The following is a 13,345-nucleotide window of genomic DNA, read 5'->3' as shown; positions in this document are numbered from 1 at the left end:
GTCCTCACAGGATCGCTTCGAAGGCGCTGCGCAGCGTTTCGTGCCGAAATACAAAACCGTTGCTCAGCGCCTTGTTCGGCAACACGCGCTGACCGCCCAGCAGCAATTCGCTGGCGAAGTCGCCGCCCACTCGGCGCAACAGCGGATCGGGAATGCGGAAGAACGCCGGACGGCGCAGCCTGCGGCCGAGCTCTTCAGTGAATTTCAGATTGGTGACCGGGATCGGCGCCGTCGCATTGACCGGGCCGGCGATTTCCTCGTGCACGATCACATGGGCGATCAGGCGGATCAGATCGTCGCGCTCGATCCAGGACATCCACTGCCTTCCCGAACCCAGCGGCCCGCCAAGGCCGAACTCGAACGGCGTCAGCATCCGCGTGATGAAACCGCCGTCGGTGCCGATCACGAGGCCGATGCGCAGATAGACGACGCGCACGCCCTGGTCTTCCGCCGGCCGCGCGGCGTTCTCCCAGGCCTCGCAGAGCTCGTGGCTGAAGCAGGCGTGCGACTTGGCCGATTCCGTCAACACCTGGTCCTGCCACAGTCCGTACCAGCCGATTGCCGAGCCCGAGACCAGAACCTTCGGCTTGCGTTCGAGCCGCGCGATCAGACCGAGGACGTCGCGGGTCATCTTGATGCGGGACTCCAGAATCCTGCGGCGCTTGACCTCGGTCCACAGCCCGTTGCCGATCGGCTCGCCGGCAAGATTGACGATCGCATCGATCCTGGTGTCTGCGGGAAGCTGGTCAAGGCTCGTGATCAGCGTGATCGGTGGCGGCAGCATGTCGGCCTTCGCGGGATTGCGCACTAGCGCGATCACCTGATGTCCCGCGCCGCTGAGGCCAGCGACCAGGCGGCTGCCGATGAAGCCGGTGGCGCCGGTGACCAGCACCGTCTGCCGCGCCGGGAGCTTTTCGACCAGCTTTGCCGCAGGCCCGCAGGTCATGCGCGCAAGGCGCTTCGCCGCGGCGAAATCGCGCAGGCCGCATAGTGCGGCGCCTGCGGCCGCCGCTGCAGCGGCCAGGCTGAGCCAGCCGTCATAAGCCGATTTAACCCCGGTCGGCTGCGCCGCCCAGCCGATCAGGACCGGCAGGAGCAGCACCAGGATGGCGCCGTAGTTGATCGCGAGCAGCGTGTGGTTGATGCGCTCGCTGGCCGGCAGTTTCCTGCTCATGTCCTCCTCGACGAAATCCATCAGCGTGATGACGATCTCGGCGACCAGAATGGCCATGATGAGAATGGCGAAGACGCCGTGCACCTCTAGCCAGCCGAGCACCAGGAACAGCAGCGCATAAAACATGTTGCGCACGGCATGGAGCTGAAGCTCGTAGCGCTGCGAGGGACGCCAGGCGAGCCGCTCGGTCAGCTCATGGTGATAGAACGTGTCGAACACGCCCATCGCAATCTGAATGGCGATCAGGGTCCAAAGCAGCGACGTCATGGTGCGGCCTCCACGAACACGGCGGACTGACGAATGAGTTTTCCGAAGCGCGGATGAACGATATCGAGCGAGAAGCGGAAGGCGCCGCCGCCGAGATCGGAATGGGTCACGGTGAGATCGCCAGGCGTCAGCCAAGACGGCAGCGGCAGGCGCAGCGGCCCAATCTGCAGCGAGTAGCCGACGCTGCGAAACACCAGCGCCTCGCGCTCGACCGAGATCGTCAGCGCCATGCTGACGCCGTAGCCGACATATTCTTCCAGCCCGGTCGGCCCGGCGAAACGTTTTGCGGAGTGAATGACCTGCGGAAATCCGTCGCTATGCGCGCAGATACGGGTCCAGATCTGGCCGCCGCTCGCTTCCGTCACCGTCACCACCATGGGACCGCCGGTCTCCCGGCATAGCGGCAGCGGCCCGCCGATGACGCGCGCGAGCTGCGCCAGCCACCAGCCGATCGGTGTGAAGCTCGCTTCCTCGATGGTGCCGACATAGACAACGGTCTCGCCGTCGGCAAAACGTTTTGAGAAGCGTCGCCAGATCGCCAGCGGCAGACGGCCCCATGCCTCGTCGGGCAAGAGATCGTGGAAGCGATGGTCGCGAGCAGGATGGTGTTCGAGGCGGAAGTTGCGAGAGACCTTGGTATTCTCGTGGACGCCATCACACACTCCTGCTTTGCCCCTCTGCCCTACTTGTTTTTCCCGCCGGCAGGAAGCTGACGATCTTCTCGCCAAGCTTGATCAACGCGACCAGCCGCGGCCGCGGCACGTTCAGCATCTGCGTGTACCAGCGGTCGACCAGCTCGGTGAAAGCCAGCATCTCCTTCAGCCGCTTGGCGGCGACCGGGCTGATGGTCGGATCATCGGCCGCGTCGGAAACGCAGGCGCGCAGCGCATCGACGGCGGGATCTATCTCGCGCTCCTTGCGGCCGGCGGCGATCCGCGCCGCCACTTCCCAGATGTCGGTTTCCGCCTCGAAATGATCGCGGCGGTCGCCGAGGATCGGCACCCGGCGAATCAGATTCCAGGCCAGCAGCTCCTTGATCGAATTGGAGACGTTGGAGCGCGCCATGCCGAGCGTCTCGGCGATGTCCTCCGCTGTCATCGGCGCCTCGGCCAGATAAAGCAGGCCGTGGATCTGGCTGACGGAGCGGTTGACGCCCCACTCGTCTCCCATGTCGCCCCAGTGCAGGATGAACCGTTCGACGACGGCCGGGAGTTTCTTCTTGTCGGTTATTTCTGTCATAACAGAAATATCTGACGGAACTGGACAGATGTCAAGCCTTGTCGCCCGTCCAGTCCGTCGCGGCCGGCCCGCGCCGAGGTTCCCCCGATGGAACCCAATTCGCTCGTCTGGTTCCGTGTTTTCCCGGCCGAGCCGTTAACCACTCGGTACCGGTCGCGTCCTAAGATTCCTCCACGCGCACCGGCGGCAACGAGGTCCGGCACGGTCATCAAGGCACGAAATGCCCCATCGAGATCTCCCAGACCCCGGCGGGCCGCTGCGACGGGTGACATCGACCGCCGTGGTCATCATCTTTGCGCTCGTCATGACGGCCTGCGTGCTGGGCGTCATGGCCTGGAAGGCGCTCGACGCCAAGAAAGCGGCGTTGTCGAGCGGCGGCGCCGACATCCAGAACCTCGCTCATTCGCTTTCCGAACATGCCTCGCACACCATGCAGGCGGTCGACATCGCGATGGCGGGAATGGTCGATCTGCTGAAATACAGGAATCCCGAGCCGGACCGGTTCAACAGATACCTGGCGGACACGGCGAAAACGCTGCCGCAATTGCGCGGCATCGGCGCCGCCGACGCCAAGGGCAACTGGACCTATTCGTCATTGGCGGAACTGCCGCGCCATACCATCTCGGACCGCGAATATTTCGCCTACCATCGCGACACGCCGGACAGCGCGCTTCGGATCAGCGAGTTGCTGCAGTCCCCTGGCGACGGGCAATCTTCGATGATCGTCCTGTCGAAACGCATCACCAAGGTCGACGGCAGCTTCGGCGGGGTCGTCGCCGCGGCGATCGACAGGGAGTACTTCAACGGCTTTTATCGGACGTTCCAGTTAGGCCCGGACGGCGGCATCAGCCTTATACGAAACGATGGCACGCTGCTGATACGCTGGCCGCAGGCCGATCGGAGCACGAATCTTTCCAGGACCGCCCTGTTCACCAAGCATCTCAAGCAGAGCCCGGTCGGCTACTACAAGATCATCTCGCCCTTCGACGGCATCGTAAAACACCTCGGCTATGAGCAAACGCCGAACTATCCCATGGTGGTCACTGTCGCCATGTCGGAACACTCGCTGCTTGCCGAATGGTGGAAGGGGTTGCGCACCGACGCCATCGTCGCCGGTGTGCTGCTGAACATGGTCCTGATGCTGGCGGCGGTACTTGCCCTGCAATTCCGCTTCCGCAACAAGATCGAGCGCACACTGCGGGAACGCGAGGCGCATTATCGGCTACTGGCGGACAATATCGCCGACATCATTATCGTCATCGATGCCAATAGCCTGCTGCGTTATGTCTCCCGTTCCGTCGAGCCGGTACTTGGGCTGCGCGCAAAGGACCTGATCGGAAAATCGTGCTTTGCTCTGGTCCCGCCCGAAGACCGAGAAAGCGTCATGCAGGCCACCACGCGGCTTGGCGATACGGCCGGCGTCAGCACGGTCGTATTCCGGCACTATCGCGGCGATGGAACGCTGGCCTGGGTCGAGAGCAAATTCAAGCTGGCGCGGGAGACCGGCAGTGCCAAGAGCAAGGAGTTTCTTTGCGTGATCCGCGACGTCACCGAACGCAAGCGGATGGAAGACGAGCTAACGCAGCTCAACCGCCGCCTCACCCAGCTTGCCGCGACCGACGGATTGACCGGGCTGACGAACCGCCGGACCTTCGACAGTTTCCTGCGGCGCGAATACGAGGCTTGCGAAGAAATTGCGGTGCTGCTGTTCGATATCGACAATTTCAAGGGCTACAACGACACCTACGGCCATCAGGCCGGCGACCGCTGCCTGCAGGCGGTCGCCAAGGCCATCGGGAACGCGACGCGCGACACGTCGGGCCTGTCCGCCCGCTATGGCGGCGAGGAATTTGCCATCGTGCTGCCGCACGCCACGGAAGAGGAGGCCTTGAAGGTCGCCGAAGCGATCCGCCTCACGGTGCGTGCCCTGGGTATTCCGAACACGGCGTCCAGCCGCGGGTACATCACTATCAGTGCCGGCGTCGCCACCAAGATGCACGCGACGATCGACGAGGCCGCGCTGGTCGGCGAAGCCGATACCGCGCTCTATGAAGCCAAGCGCCTCGGCCGCAACCGCAGCGTCGTCTATTCTTCGGTCAATCTGCAATATGTCGAGAGCGGCTCGATCCAGCACGACGGCAAGGTCGCGGCCGGTGAGCGCGCGCATTAGCGCGAAACCTTCGGCAGCAAATGCCCGAGCCGCTCGATTAAGGGCCGGCAGGTGGACCAGATCACATCCATGCGGAGCCTGCCGCGCTATCATGGCTCGGGCGCCAGAACGCATGGAGGGTCATGATGACCGCTATCACACGGGCGTTTTCGCGCGTCATTGGCACCATCAACGACGTCGAGATTCTCAAGCAGCTCGTGCTTTTTTGCGCGGCCGGCCTGTTCGTTGCCCTGCTGATGCTGACCTACGGCCTCGATCTGAGCCCGGGTTTGTTCTAGGCGCGCTTAGCCATCAGCGGGCGGCAGAGACGCAGTGACGTCTGTTATTTCTTCTTGAATTCAAACAGCTCAATCAGGTTACCCGACGGATCCTCCAGAAGCCTGGCACGACCGGCTCCCGCTTCGCTGATTTCTCCTCTAAATTTGGCCCCGCCAGCGTTCAGCCGGCCAACGAGGCCGTCGATGTCTTTCGTAATGATCATGAACCGGTTCCAGCCACCGGGCTCCGGATTGCCGCCGGCGGTTCCTCCACTCCCCGCGCCCGGTGCGCTCAAGTAGAGCGTCAGATCATCGCATATCAGCGCCGCGAACTTGCCGGGACTATGCATATCCACCGCGAACTCGAGTTTATCGCGATAGAATTCGACCGATCGATCGATGTTCGTCACAATGTATCGGATGGATGCCATGGGCCACGCTCCACCTTTGCCGTACTTGGAGCATCAACGCACAGGTCTGCGCCACGTTTCAATGAGCGCGGCGTTTCGCTCAGCTCGTGGTTGCGTTTTCGGCCAGATATCGCATCAAGCGCCCGTCTGCCCGCCCCGCAGCTTGGGCACCTCGAAGCCGGTAGCAACGCCCGCCATCGTCCCTATTTCGTCGCCATTCGCGCGGGGATCACGAATTCGAGGACGGCGCTTTGGCCCACCGGCTGATGGTTGGCGTTGACGGGCGTGATCTCGACCTTGTGCTCTCCCTCGGGAAGACCGGCGATAATGATCGGCCCGCCGCTGGTTTCGGCCCAGACCCAGGACGCGCCATCGATTGCCACATGCAGGTGCCCGATGCGGGGCGAAACATCGAGCGCGTTCGCGCCAAACACCGGGACGACCTGGAGGTTTTCGGTGCGGTACTGGATGAACACGACGCCGCGGCTCAACGGCTCGGGTAACGGAGCATCGACCACGAGTTTCGCCGCAGGCTGCGGCTCCGCGGTCTGCGCGGCGGCGTTCGCTGTCCACCAAATGGCGATCGCTACGACAACGGCAATGAAGGCGTTGGTCATGTCAGCTTCTCCCTGACTCGCCTGAATGCTGTGCGCGGACTTGGCGATCGGATGATAGCATGCGGCGATGCGCCTGTCCGCGCATCGGGAAGCTCAGATCGTCGGCAGCACTGAGAAGTCTTCCCCTGCCCGCCGCAGCCCCAGCATGTCGGGGCCGGCGGCTTCGTCCTGAACCGCGTCGACCCGCGCCGAGGAAGGTCCGCGCCGGCAGGCGGCGACCATATCAGTCACGACATCGTCCGGCCCGGCGAACACGGCCTCGACGCTGCTGTCCCGGCGGTTGCGCACCCAGCCCTCCAGCCCCCGCGCAGTCGCCTCATCCTCCACCCACGCACGATAGCCGACGCCCTGTACCCGGCCGCGGATTGTGACGTGGCGGACCTGTTCGCTCATCTATTTCTTCAAGCCCAGAAACGCGGCGCTGCGCGCCTTCGTGTCGTTCTCGCGCATCGCGCGTCCCGTGAGTTCTGCAGATGCGAGACCCCTGAGATTCTTCGGCGAAGTGCCCTCGCGCAGCGCCTTCAGCGTATCATAGACGGCTTGGGTCGCGGCCGCGAACGGCGCGTGCCCCTGCAGCGCGATCCGCACGCGCTGGCCTGTGAGATAGTCAAGCGCGGTCATCTCTTCCGGCGCGCCACCGAGCACGATCGGCAGTTTCGTTGCGGCAGAGAGTGCTTCCAGCTCGCCGCGGCGCTTGATGCCGGTGAAGAACAGCGCGTCGACGCCGGTCGCCTCATAGGCCTTCGCCCGCGCGATGGCGTCGTCGAGCCGGTGATGGAGACCGCGCCGGTGCGGCCCATGACGACCAGCGATGGATCGCTGCGCCCATCGAGCGCGGCCTTCATTTTGCCGACGCCCTCCTCCAGCGGGATCAACTGCATGCCGGCCTGTCCGAACGCCTGCGGCAGCAGCGTATCCTCGATCGTCAGCCCGGCCGCGCCGGCGGCCTCGAGCTCCTGAACGGTGCGGCGGACATTGAGCGCGTTGCCATAGCCGTGGTCGGCATCGACCAGCACCGGCAGGCTCGAAGCGCGCGACATCCGGCGCATCTGCTCGGCAAGTTCGGTCAGCGTGATCAGGGCAATATCGGGATCTCCGAGCACGACCAGCGAGGCCACCGAGCCGCCGAACATGCCGAGCTCAAAGCCGAGGTCCTCGGCAATGCGGATCGAGGTCGCGTCATAGACCGATCCCGGCCGGATGCAGGTGGAGCCGGCGAGGATGGCGCGCAAGGCTTCGCGGCGTTTGTGGAAGGACATCACAAGGCTCCTCCTTCGTCATTGCGAGGAGCGCAGCGACGAAGCAATCCATACTTCCTTTGCCGCGCGATGGATTGCTTCGCTGCGCTCGCAATGACGCGGTTAAGCTTACGCAAACTCCAGGATCAATGCATCCACCGCCAGCGTCGCGCCGGCGGCGGCGTGGATCTTCTTCACCGTGCCGTCGCGCTCGGCGCGCAGCACGTTCTGCATCTTCATGGCTTCGACGACGGCCAGCGTCTCGCCGGACTTGACCTCCTGCCCTTCGCTCACGGCAATCGAGACCACGAGGCCGGGCATCGGACAGAGCAGCTTCTTGCCGGTGTCGGCCGCCGACGTCACCGGCATCAGCCGCGCGGCCGTCGCCTCGCTCTCGGTAAAGACGTTGACCGCGACTTCATAGCCCTGATGCGCGAGGCGGAAGCCGTTCGGGATCGCCCGCACCTGCATCGCGACGAAATGGCCGTCGATCGTGCCCTGCCAGACCGGCTCGCCCGGCGTCCAGCTAGAGACCAGATTGTGCGGATTGCCCGGCAGGCCATCGGCGCCGATGAAGCGCACCGCGATGCCATCGGCTTCACGGGCCACGTCGAGCCCGATTTCATCACGGTCGAGCCACACCGCGCGGCGGCGTTCGCGTTGCACCAGACGGCCGGTTAGCTGCCCGGAAATCTGCCGCTTGCGCTCGCCGAGCACGTGATCGATCGCGGCCCCCACGGCCGCCAGCCGCCGCGCCACCTCGCCTTCCGGCGCGCGCGCCGCAAAGCCCTTCGGGAATTCCTCCGAAATGAAGCCGGTGGAGAGCTTGCCCTCGCGCCAGCGCGGATGATTCATCAGCGCCGACAGGAACGGGATGTTGTGCCTGATCCCGTCGACGTAGAACGCGTCGAGCGCGGTGGACTGCGCCTCGATCGCCGCGGCGCGTGACGGCGCGTGCGTGACCAGCTTGGCGATCATCGGATCGTAGTGGATGGAGATCTCGCCGCCTTCCTGCACGCCGGTATCGTTGCGGACGGTGACGCCGTCCAGGCTTGCTTCCGCCGGCGGACGGTATTTCACCAGACGGCCGATCGACGGCAGGAAGTTGCGGAACGGGTCTTCGGCATAAACGCGCGATTCCACTGCCCAGCCGGTCAGCGTGACGTCTTTCTGCGCGATCGACAGCTTCTCGCCGGCGGCGACACGGATCATCTGCTCGACGAGGTCGATGCCGGTGATCAGTTCGGTGACGGGATGCTCGACCTGCAGACGGGTGTTCATTTCCAGGAAGTAGAAGCTCTTGTCCTGGCCGGCGACGAATTCGACGGTGCCGGCGGAATCGTAATTCACGGCCTTGGCCAGCGCCACCGCCTGCTCGCCCATCTTGCGGCGGGTGGTCTCGTCGAGCAGCGGCGACGGCGCCTCCTCGATAACCTTCTGGTTGCGGCGCTGGATCGAGCATTCGCGTTCGCCGAGATGGATCACGTTGCCATGCTTGTCGCCCAGCACCTGGATTTCGATGTGGCGGGGGTCGACGATGAACTTTTCGATGAAGACGCGGTCGTCGCCGAAGGATGACTTGGCCTCGGCCTTGGCGAGATTGAAACCTTCGGCGACCTCGGCCTTCGAATGCGCGATTCGCATGCCCTTGCCGCCGCCGCCGGCGGAGGCCTTGATCATCACGGGATAGCCGATCTCGTCGGCGATCTTCACCGCGTGCTTGTCGTCCTCGATGACGCCGAGATGGCCCGGCACCGTCGACACTTTCGCCTTCGCGGCGGCCTTCTTGGATTCGATCTTGTCGCCCATCGCGGCGATGGCGCCGGGGTTCGGACCGATGAAGACGATGCCGGCTTTTTCGAGCGCGCGCGGAAACGCCTCGCGTTCGGACAGAAAGCCGTAGCCGGGATGCACCGCCTGCGCGCCGGTCTTGCGGCAGGCTTCGACGATCCCATCGATCAGAAGATAACTCTCGGCAGCCGCCGGCGGGCCGATCAGCACGGCCTCGTCAGCCATCTCGACATGCAGCGCATCGCGGTCGGCCTCGGAATATACCGCGACCGTCTCGATCCCCATCCGCCGCGCAGTCTTGATGACCCGGCAGGCGATCTCGCCGCGATTTGCGATCAGAATTCTCTTGAACATGTTCTTCTTGCTTGAGCTCTAGGGCAGGATCTTCCCCCGCAATAGAATTGCGGGACGCGGGCAACCCACTTGTCGTACAGCAAAAATCGATGGAGGCAACGGTCTCGTATCGGCTTGGTGGCGCGGCTTCCAGCCACTCACCCCGAATAGGAATTGAACCGTCCGCGTGCGTAGGCGCGGGATACCGCCTTCATCAGCTCGGCGACCTCCGATTCCAGATATTCGTTGGCCACGATCAGCGCCCGGATCGTCGCCCGCATGTTGCCGCCGCAGGCGGAAATGGCCTGATCTACAGCGGATTCCAGCTCATCGCCCTCTTCAAATTTCGGCCGTGAAGAGGATGACATGGCGGCAATTCCATATTGGGAGACGGCGCGCATGTTCTTATTTTGTTCTCACGAAGTCAATGGCGCCGTTCGATGTGGTGGCATAATTAGCGACAGCTTTCCCCAAGTCCCTCGACAGGTCGATTAGCACGAGTGTCTAGGTTCAATCACACCGCCTTATGCTAGAAGGCGACTGCGGTGGAAATTGATTTGAAATGAAACAGATGCGGTCACGAATTTTCTTGTTTACGGCGTTGCTGTCGATCGTCCTTCCGACCAGCCAGGGTTCGGCCGCCACCGCCATCGTCCGGGATGGCAGTACGCTTCAAGTCGGTAACGTCACCTTCCGGCTCGACGGCGTCGATGTGCCGACCATCGACCAGCTCTGCATCGATGAGCAAGCCGACGTCTGGACCTGCGGGATCGAGGCGCGAGATCAGCTGAGCACGTTGATCAACGGCAAGCAGGTCCGCTGTGATGATTTGGGCGTCGATCAGACCTACAAGAAACGACGCATCGGCGTCTGCAAGATCGAGGGCGAGACCACCAGCCTGAGCCAATCGCTGGTCCAAAGGGGTTTTGCGCTGAACATCGAAACCTCCGCAAGCGGACGCTTCAAGGCGGATGAAGCCCGCGCCCGGGACGATCGCCAGGGCCTCTGGAAGGGTTGCTTCGTCGCGCCGCGCGAGTTCCGCGCGGGCAAGCAGGACGGTGCCCTGCTTGGGGCCGCATGCCGCGCCGACCGCGACCGCGAAATCCGCGAGGCCATGTTCCCCGACGATCGGGCGATGCCGCCGGGCTGCCCCATCAAGGGCAAATATGCGGTGCGTGCGCGCGTCACCGGGAACCTCGGCATCTATCATCTGCAGGGCTGCCGCTCCTATCCCGGGTTGAAACAGGATCGCTGGTTCTGCTCCGAGGACGACGCGCAGGCGGCCGGGTTCCGGCGGGCCTACAACTGCAGATCGCCGTCCAAGAGCAAATGAAGCTGGAAAATCCGCCGCGTCCTGTGTGAAAGTGCTGGCAGAGGTTGCCGGCACGCATGACCCCTTCCGATAGTTCGAACGTCCTGGCCGATGCTGCCGCCGCCCAACGCTTGCGGCAACATCTGCAGGAAATCGCAAACGAGCGTGACAGAGTCCATCGCGACCTGCAGGCGCGCGAGGCGGAGCTCGCGCGCATCCAGCGTATCGCCGGCGTTGGCGGCCTCGAAATCGATTTCCGTGACGGCGTCAGGAATCGCCGCTCTCCCGAATATCTCCTGGTGCACGGGCTGCCGCCCGAGGCGGCCAATGAAACCTATGAGGAATGGGTCAGCCGAATCCATCCCGACGATCGCGAGCGAACGGTCCAGCATTTGTTCAACGTGCTGAAGAGCGATAGCGAGGACTATTCGGCCGAATACCGCATCGTGCGGCCGAATGACGGCACGGTCCGCTGGATCCGCGTCGTCGCCAAGATAGAGCGCGAACGCGACGGCCACGCGCTACGCCTGGTCGGCGCCGATCTCGACGTCACCGCGCAAATGATGGCGCGGGAGACTTTGCGCGAAAGCGAGGAGCGCTTCCGCCTGATCGCCAACTCTGCGCCGGTGCCGATCTGGGTCACCAAGCTCGACCGCACCCGCTCCTTTGCCAACCAGGCCTATGTCGATTTCCTCGGCCTGCCGTTTGAGGAGGCGATCACATTCGATTGGCGCAAGCGGCTGCATCCGGACGACATGACGCGTGTGGTGCAGGAGTCGATTGCAGGCGAGGCCTCGCTCAAGCCGTTCGTGCTGGAAGCCCGCTACCAGCGCGCCGACGGCGAATGGCGCTGGCTGCGCTCGGAATCCCAGCCGCGCTGGGACCCGAACGGCAATCATATCGGCTTCATCGGCGTCGCCCACGACGTCACCGCGGCGAAACAGGCCGAGCATGATCTGCGCCGGTTGAACGAAACCCTCGAGATGCGGATCACCGAGCGCACCGCGCAGCTCGAGTCCAGCGAAGCCCAGATGCGGGCAATCTTCGAGACCAGCCATCAATATCAGGCGCTGCTCAACCAGCATGGCGACGTGCTCTATGCCAACCGCACGGCGCTCGCCGGCATCCGCCACGAGGCGAGCGCGGTGGTCGGCCAGCCGTTCTGGGACACGCCATGGTTCTCCGCGACGCCAGGCATGCGCGATGCCGTTCACAACGCCTTCATTGCCGCGATGCGCGGCGAAGAGGTCGGGATCGAGATGCTGCTGCATCTGCCGATCGGCGACCGCTATTTCGACTTCGCGATGCGCCCGCTGCACGACCGCCATGGCACCGTGATCGGCGCGGTGCCCGAAGCCATCGACGTCACCGAGCGCCGCCAGGGCGAGGAGGCGCTACGCCAATCACAGAAGATGGAAGCGGTCGGGCAATTGACCGGCGGCGTCGCGCACGATTTCAACAACCTCTTGACCATCATCCGCTCCGCGACCGACTTCCTCCGCCGCCGCGAGCTGCCCGAAGAGCGCCGCCGGCGCTACATCGACGCGATCGGCGAGACCGTGGAGCGCGCCTCCAAGCTGACCGGGCAACTACTGGCGTTCGCGCGCCGCCAGCCGCTCAAGCCGCAGGTGTTCAATGTCGGCACCCAGGTTGAATCAGTCGCGCAGTTGATCCGGCCCCTCGTCGGCGCCCGCATCAGGATCGATGTCGACATTGCCGATCTCAACTGTTTTGCGATCGCCGACGTCGCGCAGTTCGAGACGGCGTTGATGAACCTCGCCGTCAACAGCCGCGATGCCATGGACAGCGAGGGCCACCTGACCATCCAGGTCCGCAAGGTGAACGCGATTCCGCCGCTGCGCGCCCAGCCCGCCCGCAGCGGCGACTTCGTCGCCATCACCGTGACCGACACCGGCATCGGCATCCCGTCCGCCCTGCTCGAGACCATCTTCGAGCCGTTCTTCACCACCAAGGAAGTCGGCAAGGGTACCGGCCTCGGGCTCAGCCAAGCCTTCGGTTTTGCCAAGCAGTCCGACGGCGACATCGCTGTTATGAGCGAGCCTGGCGAGGGCGCAACTTTCACGATCTACCTGCCGCAGGCCCCGGCGCCGGCCGATGCCGTGCAGGCGGCGGCGACCGGCAGCGAACCCGCCACGCGCGGCCGCGGCTACCGCGTGCTGGTGGTTGAGGACAATGACGACGTCGGCCAGTTCTCCACCGAGCTGCTCGAAGACCTCGGCTACACCGTTCGCCGCGTCGCCAGCGCGGACGCCGCGCTCGCGATCCTCGCCCAGGACGAGTTCTCCGCCGACCTGGTGTTTTCCGACGTCATCATGCCCGGCATGAACGGCGTCGAGCTCGCCGGCATCATACGCGAGCGCTATCCCGGCCTGCCCGTGGTCCTGACCAGCGGCTACAGCAACGTGCTCGCCGAGAGCGCCCATCGTGGCTTCGAGCTGATTCAGAAACCCTATTCGGTGGAGCTGCTGTCGCGAATTCTCAGGAAGGCAATCTCAGAGGCCCGGCCGCAGGCATAA

At 64.2% G+C, this 13,345-nt stretch carries 12 protein-coding genes and 1 pseudogene; 4 read left to right on the top strand and 9 right to left on the bottom strand.

The genetic code is table 11. The features are described 5' to 3' along the window. Window positions 1-4: 4 nt before the first annotated feature. The 3 genes from QA643_RS16955 to QA643_RS16945 all read right to left on the bottom strand — a co-directional run bounded on the left by QA643_RS16955 (window position 5) and on the right by QA643_RS16945 (window position 2,680). Window positions 5-1,441, bottom strand: a complete 1,437-nt coding sequence (locus QA643_RS16955; protein ID WP_283034237.1) for a TIGR01777 family oxidoreductase — start codon at window positions 1,439-1,441, stop codon at window positions 5-7. Further along, on the bottom strand, window positions 1,438-2,013 hold the full coding sequence (locus QA643_RS16950) for a DUF4166 domain-containing protein (RefSeq protein ID WP_349253289.1): 576 nt from the start codon (window positions 2,011-2,013) through the stop codon (window positions 1,438-1,440). Before QA643_RS16950 ends, QA643_RS16955 begins: the two co-directional genes overlap by 4 nt. Window positions 2,014-2,095: 82 nt before the next feature. Beyond that, on the bottom strand, window positions 2,096-2,680 hold the full coding sequence (locus QA643_RS16945) for a MarR family transcriptional regulator (RefSeq protein WP_283034235.1): 585 nt from the start codon (window positions 2,678-2,680) through the stop codon (window positions 2,096-2,098). A gap of 220 nt (window positions 2,681-2,900) precedes the next feature. Here QA643_RS16945 and QA643_RS16940 point away from each other — a divergent pair, with 220 nt between their 5' ends. Both QA643_RS16940 and QA643_RS16935 read left to right on the top strand, forming a co-directional pair. Beyond that, on the top strand, window positions 2,901-4,850 hold the full coding sequence (locus QA643_RS16940) for a diguanylate cyclase (protein WP_283034234.1): 1,950 nt from the start codon (window positions 2,901-2,903) through the stop codon (window positions 4,848-4,850). Window positions 4,851-4,975: 125 nt separating this feature from the next. After that, window positions 4,976-5,128, top strand: a complete 153-nt coding sequence (locus QA643_RS16935) for a hypothetical protein (RefSeq protein ID WP_283034233.1) — start codon at window positions 4,976-4,978, stop codon at window positions 5,126-5,128. A gap of 44 nt (window positions 5,129-5,172) precedes the next feature. On the opposite strand, the gene QA643_RS16930 is transcribed toward QA643_RS16935, so the two are convergent. The 6 genes and pseudogenes from QA643_RS16930 to QA643_RS16905 all read right to left on the bottom strand — a co-directional run bounded on the left by QA643_RS16930 (window position 5,173) and on the right by QA643_RS16905 (window position 9,864). Continuing rightward, window positions 5,173-5,538: a VOC family protein gene (locus QA643_RS16930; RefSeq protein WP_283034232.1), complete on the bottom strand. Its 366-nt coding sequence runs from the start codon at window positions 5,536-5,538 to the stop codon at window positions 5,173-5,175. 182 nt (window positions 5,539-5,720) lie between these two features. Continuing rightward, window positions 5,721-6,134 carry a DUF6130 family protein gene (locus tag QA643_RS16925; RefSeq protein ID WP_283034231.1) on the bottom strand — a complete coding sequence of 138 codons (414 nt, stop codon included), beginning with the start codon at window positions 6,132-6,134 and terminating at the stop codon, window positions 5,721-5,723. 93 nt (window positions 6,135-6,227) lie between these two features. After that, window positions 6,228-6,527, bottom strand: a complete 300-nt coding sequence (locus QA643_RS16920) for an acylphosphatase (protein ID WP_283034230.1) — start codon at window positions 6,525-6,527, stop codon at window positions 6,228-6,230. Then, a pseudogene (locus QA643_RS16915) lies at window positions 6,528-7,393 on the bottom strand (isocitrate lyase/PEP mutase family protein). It lies immediately after the preceding gene. 108 nt (window positions 7,394-7,501) lie between these two features. Then, window positions 7,502-9,517, bottom strand: coding sequence for an acetyl/propionyl/methylcrotonyl-CoA carboxylase subunit alpha (locus QA643_RS16910; protein WP_283034229.1), 2,016 nt, complete (start codon window positions 9,515-9,517; stop codon window positions 7,502-7,504). A 137-nt stretch (window positions 9,518-9,654) separates the two neighbouring features. Next, a complete protein-coding gene (locus QA643_RS16905; protein ID WP_283034829.1) occupies window positions 9,655-9,864 on the bottom strand; it encodes a hypothetical protein in 210 nt (69 codons plus the stop codon). A gap of 203 nt (window positions 9,865-10,067) precedes the next feature. Between QA643_RS16905 and QA643_RS16900 the strand changes: the two genes are divergently transcribed. Then, the gene (locus tag QA643_RS16900; protein ID WP_283034228.1) at window positions 10,068-10,829 is read left to right on the top strand and encodes a thermonuclease family protein; all 762 of its coding nucleotides are present in this window, start codon (window positions 10,068-10,070) and stop codon (window positions 10,827-10,829) included. 56 nt (window positions 10,830-10,885) lie between these two features. Continuing rightward, window positions 10,886-13,345, top strand: a complete 2,460-nt coding sequence (locus QA643_RS16895) for a PAS domain S-box protein (RefSeq protein WP_283034227.1) — start codon at window positions 10,886-10,888, stop codon at window positions 13,343-13,345.

It is taken from the genome of Bradyrhizobium sp. CB3481 (genome assembly GCF_029714305.1).
GTDB lineage: Bacteria > Pseudomonadota > Alphaproteobacteria > Rhizobiales > Xanthobacteraceae > Bradyrhizobium.
Note: the sequence above shows the minus strand (reverse complement) of the source record. Positions and strands in the feature narration are given on the sequence as shown.

What these genes read in the sequence shown, in the direction of transcription:
- QA643_RS16955 (WP_283034237.1), bottom strand. Translation starts at nt 1,441, where the DNA reads ATGACGTCGCTGCTTTGGACCCTGATCGCCATTCAGATTGCGATGGGC.
- QA643_RS16945 (WP_283034235.1), bottom strand. Translation starts at nt 2,680, where the DNA reads ATGACAGAAATAACCGACAAGAAGAAACTCCCGGCCGTCGTCGAACGG.
- QA643_RS16940 (WP_283034234.1), top strand. Translation starts at nt 2,901, where the DNA reads ATGCCCCATCGAGATCTCCCAGACCCCGGCGGGCCGCTGCGACGGGTG.
- QA643_RS16935 (WP_283034233.1), top strand. Translation starts at nt 4,976, where the DNA reads ATGACCGCTATCACACGGGCGTTTTCGCGCGTCATTGGCACCATCAAC.
- QA643_RS16930 (WP_283034232.1), bottom strand. Translation starts at nt 5,538, where the DNA reads ATGGCATCCATCCGATACATTGTGACGAACATCGATCGATCGGTCGAA.
- QA643_RS16925 (WP_283034231.1), bottom strand. Translation starts at nt 6,134, where the DNA reads ATGACCAACGCCTTCATTGCCGTTGTCGTAGCGATCGCCATTTGGTGG.
- QA643_RS16920 (WP_283034230.1), bottom strand. Translation starts at nt 6,527, where the DNA reads ATGAGCGAACAGGTCCGCCACGTCACAATCCGCGGCCGGGTACAGGGC.
- QA643_RS16910 (WP_283034229.1), bottom strand. Translation starts at nt 9,517, where the DNA reads ATGTTCAAGAGAATTCTGATCGCAAATCGCGGCGAGATCGCCTGCCGG.
- QA643_RS16905 (WP_283034829.1), bottom strand. Translation starts at nt 9,864, where the DNA reads ATGTCATCCTCTTCACGGCCGAAATTTGAAGAGGGCGATGAGCTGGAA.
- QA643_RS16900 (WP_283034228.1), top strand. Translation starts at nt 10,068, where the DNA reads ATGCGGTCACGAATTTTCTTGTTTACGGCGTTGCTGTCGATCGTCCTT.
- QA643_RS16895 (WP_283034227.1), top strand. Translation starts at nt 10,886, where the DNA reads ATGACCCCTTCCGATAGTTCGAACGTCCTGGCCGATGCTGCCGCCGCC.